The 3834-nt window shown below is 44.4% G+C and carries 5 protein-coding genes; 4 read left to right on the forward strand and 1 reads right to left on the reverse strand.

Features of this window, described 5'->3' with window-relative positions; translation table 11 throughout:
• The first annotated feature begins 27 nt into the window (after window positions 1-27).
• The 3 genes from ampD to ACRC27_RS00385 all read left to right on the forward strand — a co-directional run bounded on the left by ampD (window position 28) and on the right by ACRC27_RS00385 (window position 2190).
• A complete protein-coding gene (gene ampD, locus ACRC27_RS00375) occupies window positions 28-609 on the forward strand; it encodes a 1,6-anhydro-N-acetylmuramyl-L-alanine amidase AmpD (protein WP_438630286.1) in 582 nt (193 codons plus the stop codon).
• Window positions 610-698: 89 nt separating this feature from the next.
• On the forward strand, window positions 699-1541 hold the full coding sequence (gene ampE, locus ACRC27_RS00380) for a beta-lactamase regulator AmpE (protein WP_438638802.1): 843 nt from the start codon (window positions 699-701) through the stop codon (window positions 1539-1541).
• A 289-nt stretch (window positions 1542-1830) separates the two neighbouring features.
• Complete coding sequence (locus ACRC27_RS00385; RefSeq protein WP_438638804.1) at window positions 1831-2190, forward strand: hypothetical protein; 360 nt, start codon at window positions 1831-1833, stop codon at window positions 2188-2190.
• A 182-nt stretch (window positions 2191-2372) separates the two neighbouring features.
• Here the strand turns inward: ACRC27_RS00385 and ACRC27_RS00390 are convergent, their stop codons facing one another.
• Window positions 2373-2699 carry a hypothetical protein gene (locus ACRC27_RS00390; RefSeq protein WP_438630280.1) on the reverse strand — a complete coding sequence of 109 codons (327 nt, stop codon included), beginning with the start codon at window positions 2697-2699 and terminating at the stop codon, window positions 2373-2375.
• Window positions 2700-3445: 746 nt separating this feature from the next.
• On the opposite strand from ACRC27_RS00390, the gene ACRC27_RS00395 reads away from it, so the two are divergent.
• Window positions 3446-3834, forward strand: a 389-nt coding sequence (locus tag ACRC27_RS00395; protein WP_438638806.1) for a GntR family transcriptional regulator, incomplete at its 3' end; no start/stop codon positions are given.

Genomic DNA, 3834 nt, shown 5'->3' on the forward strand with positions numbered 1-3834 from the left:
TCTTTCGGTTATCAGAGAGTTGTTGTTATGCCGGTACTGAGTTTACCTGCAAAGGCGGATTGGCTGAACGGGGCGCGCCGCTGCCCTTCGCCGCACTGTAATGAGCGGGCTGAGGGGGAGGTGGTCTCTTTGCTGGTGGTGCACAATATCAGTTTGCCGCCGGGTGAGTTTGGTGGGCCGTATATTGATGATCTGTTTTGCGGCCGCTTGCAGCCTAATATTCACCCCTATTTTGCCGATATTTACCAGTTGCAGGTGTCGGCACACTGTTTAATTCGGCGTGATGGCGAGGTGGTGCAGTATGTGCCGTTTAGTCAGCGTGCGTGGCATGCGGGGGTGTCGAGTTTTGAAGGGCGTGCGCAGTGCAATGATTATTCAGTGGGCATAGAGCTGGAGGGCACGGATACGCTGGCCTATACGCCGATACAGTATCAGCAGTTGGCACTGATTACTCGGTGGTTGCAGCGGCGTTTTCCGGCGATTACTGATGCGCGGATCACTGGACACAGTGATATTGCGCCACAGCGCAAAACTGACCCCGGTACGGCATTTGATTGGGCATATTTTACTGATTGCTTGCAGCGGTTGGATAATATCTTGGCTGAGTAATTTTTGGTTTATGTGGTGAAATGCCGAGTTAACAGCATAAATGGTTGTATATAGATGAATATAAAGAAGAGAGTGAGGAGTACCGCAGAATGAAATTATTCAGTTTGCTGCTGATTTTGGCATGGGAGCGGTTGTTTAAAACCGGTGAGCATTGGCAGATTGATCACTGGCTGCACCCGCTGTGGGTGAAGATAGCGCGGCCTTCTCTGGTGAAAAGTACGGCGGTGTGGCTGGCCAGTGTGCTATTGGTGAGCGTGAGTTTATGGCTGGTGAAAGGGCATTTGTTCGGTCTGGTATCGCTGTTGTGCTGGATAGCTTTGGGGCTGCTGTGTATTGGTGCAGGTTATAAGCGGATGCGTTATCGCGCTTATTTGGTGGCAGCGCGCCGTGGTGAGACGGAGCAGGCTCAGGCATTAGCAGAGAATATTGCGCGTATTCACGGTTTGCCGTGCGCAGATGATGTGGCACGTTTGCAGGCGTTGCAGTCTGCGTTGTTGTGGACGCATTTTCGCTACTATATTGCCCCTGCGTTTTGGTTTGTGGTGGGCGGCCCTGCCATTATGGTGGGCTATGCGGTGTTACGGGCTTACCAAAGCTGGCTGGCTGAACAGAATAATGCACTGCAGCGCGCACATTCTGGGGTTGATTCGTTACTGGGCTGGCTTGACTGGTTGCCGGTACGTATTTGCTCATTGGCGTATGTATTTGCAGGGCACGGGGATAAGGCGTTAGCCGTGTGGGTGATGGCGGTTGCTGATGTACGTGCGTCGGCCTATCAGGTGCTGGGGCAGGTTACGCGTCTGGCGCTGTTGCCGCAAGATAATGAATCATGGGTGGATATGCCGCAAACCGCGGTAACACTGGCGCGTAAAGCGGCAATGCTGCTGGTGGTAGTCGTTTCTGTGCTGACTATTTACGGGTTGTTGCTGTAGGGTCTTTGCCCGGTTGAGCCTGAGTATTATTTTAAATACTCAGGCTCAACCGGAAGATAAATATAAAATAAGGCATTATTTTAGTGTGTAGTAATCGTTAAGATTGTTTCATTTATCGGGTTTGTACTTTCATTTTTTTAGTTTGTTGTTTTAATGGCTGATTTGTATAGTGAAAGCGATATATATCGCTTTCATGTACTAACGGACTAGGCTGAATTTAGCAAATATATTGTCATATAATGATTATTGATAACTATTATTGAGAATGATTTTGTTTTAAGGTGCTGTAATGTCTAATCCTACGCCAAATTATTTAAAAGTTGCTTACTGGATTTACGAAAAAAAAGGCCCTGTGCTTGGTCATGAAGTTGCTGAACATTTTAATTTAAGCAGTAAACAACTTCGGCAATATATTAATTATATGGTGTCGAATGATGATATTGTGCGAATGAGAACGACTCGCACGGACTGCGATCTCAGTTCTGCATATACAGTTATTAGTATCACACAAAAAAGTTTGGATAAAATACAGCAAGATCCGACACTATTCCGTTTAAATGTAAAGGGTAGAACGCAAGTTCAGTGCGAGAAGCACACTCAGAGGTTGTGGAGCTTGGCTCTGGGGACCCGCCCACGGGTATCGTTATAGTCGTGAGAGGAAGTACAAGGATTTTTACGAATCTAGGTACATACTCACGTATTGAGTAACCGTCTGATACCAGATTATTAATTTGAGTATTAAAACAGGGCGTGCAGATGACTGTACGCCCTGTGTGTTTTAGGTATGCGTATTGTACTTACAAATAGCCACATACCTAAAACGAATTGCATTTACTCTTTTTCCAGTGCATCGGCCACATTATTATAGGTGTTTTTCACGCTATTGGTTTGTTGTTTAATATGGTTGGCAGTGTTATTAATAGAGTTTTTGGTTTCATTGAGTGATGCTTTTTTATCACTGATACCGAGCGTGTTGTCGATCTCTTTTTTAACCACTTTTTGTGGTGTGCATTTACCGGAGATCCCCAGTGTTTTATCAAGAACTTCATTGCGAACGGCATTGTGCATATCGCATTTTGCCATTGCTGAGAATGAGGTAAGAGCTAACAGTGAAACAGCGATGCTCGTGTGAAGCAGTTTAGATGATTTAATTTTCATTATAGTACTTCTGTAAGTCATTAATTGGTTTTACATTTTGGCTTAATGTTCTGCCTACCTGATACGCCGTGTTATATACCATAACCAGATTGTGCTAAATAGCGTTAGCAATAACAGCGGTATCAGAAATAAGACGGAAAGTAGGCCGATTGAGAGAGTAATACTCGGTGCTATTTTAGCAAAATTTTTTTTGATTTAATACTGGCTGCCGTTTTTTGGCAGGAATACATTGCTGCTTTATTATAAGACTCTCTTTTTTAATATTATTATTGATTCGGTGGGGAGCACTATTGTACTGATGTTTTACAACAGGCAGTTTTTTATCATTTAAAACGGCATCTTGAAATGAATTATGCTGGTTAATTCAATCAGCTACATCAGTGATATTCTCGGTTATCACAGGTGCTGCGGAGGTACATTTTTATGCGGGCATGTAGGGTTAATTTATGCATGTGTCATATTTTATTTTTTAGCACGCAGTAAAGCTTACTCGATTCAGCTTGGTGTTTTTGAGAAAACATGCCAAACGTTAAATGGTATGACCAATTAAATTGTTATTTATGTTATGTGAGCTGAAGCGTTTTTGTTATCAAAGGGCTGAAACTATGATTCAGATCAATTTTGGTCTGGACAATGTTTTTCAGCTCTGGTAATTTTCACCGCACAGTAAAATTGGTATTACCAATTGACAGTCAGCGAAATTGATTTCAACGTAGCAGACAGTTTAACGCGGATGGATGTTCTTGATGGCCTACAGCAAAATTCGTCAGCCCAAACTTTCTGATGTGATTGAGCAGCAGTTAGAGCGCCTGATCCTTGAAGGCACACTCAGCCCTGGGCAGAAGCTGCCACCGGAGCGAGAGCTGGCTGTACAGTTTGATGTTTCGCGCCCCTCATTACGAGAAGCTATCCAGCGTTTAGAAGCTAAAGGTTTATTGTTGCGCCGCCAAGGTGGTGGCACGTTTGTGCAGCAGCAGTTGTGGCAAAGCTTTAGTGATCCCCTCAGTGAATTATTGTCTGCTCACCCTGAATCACAATTTGATCTGCTTGAAACACGGCATGCGCTAGAAGGTATATCTGCCTACTACGCAGCATTGCGTGGAACGGATGCGGATTTTCAGCGTCTACATGAAAG

The organism is Plesiomonas sp., assembly GCF_051650925.1.
GTDB lineage: Bacteria > Pseudomonadota > Gammaproteobacteria > Enterobacterales > CAMTGL01 > Plesiomonas.

What these genes read in the sequence shown, in the direction of transcription:
- ampD (WP_438630286.1), top strand. Translation starts at nt 28, where the DNA reads ATGCCGGTACTGAGTTTACCTGCAAAGGCGGATTGGCTGAACGGGGCG.
- ampE (WP_438638802.1), top strand. Translation starts at nt 699, where the DNA reads ATGAAATTATTCAGTTTGCTGCTGATTTTGGCATGGGAGCGGTTGTTT.
- ACRC27_RS00385 (WP_438638804.1), top strand. Translation starts at nt 1,831, where the DNA reads ATGTCTAATCCTACGCCAAATTATTTAAAAGTTGCTTACTGGATTTAC.
- ACRC27_RS00390 (WP_438630280.1), bottom strand. Translation starts at nt 2,699, where the DNA reads ATGAAAATTAAATCATCTAAACTGCTTCACACGAGCATCGCTGTTTCA.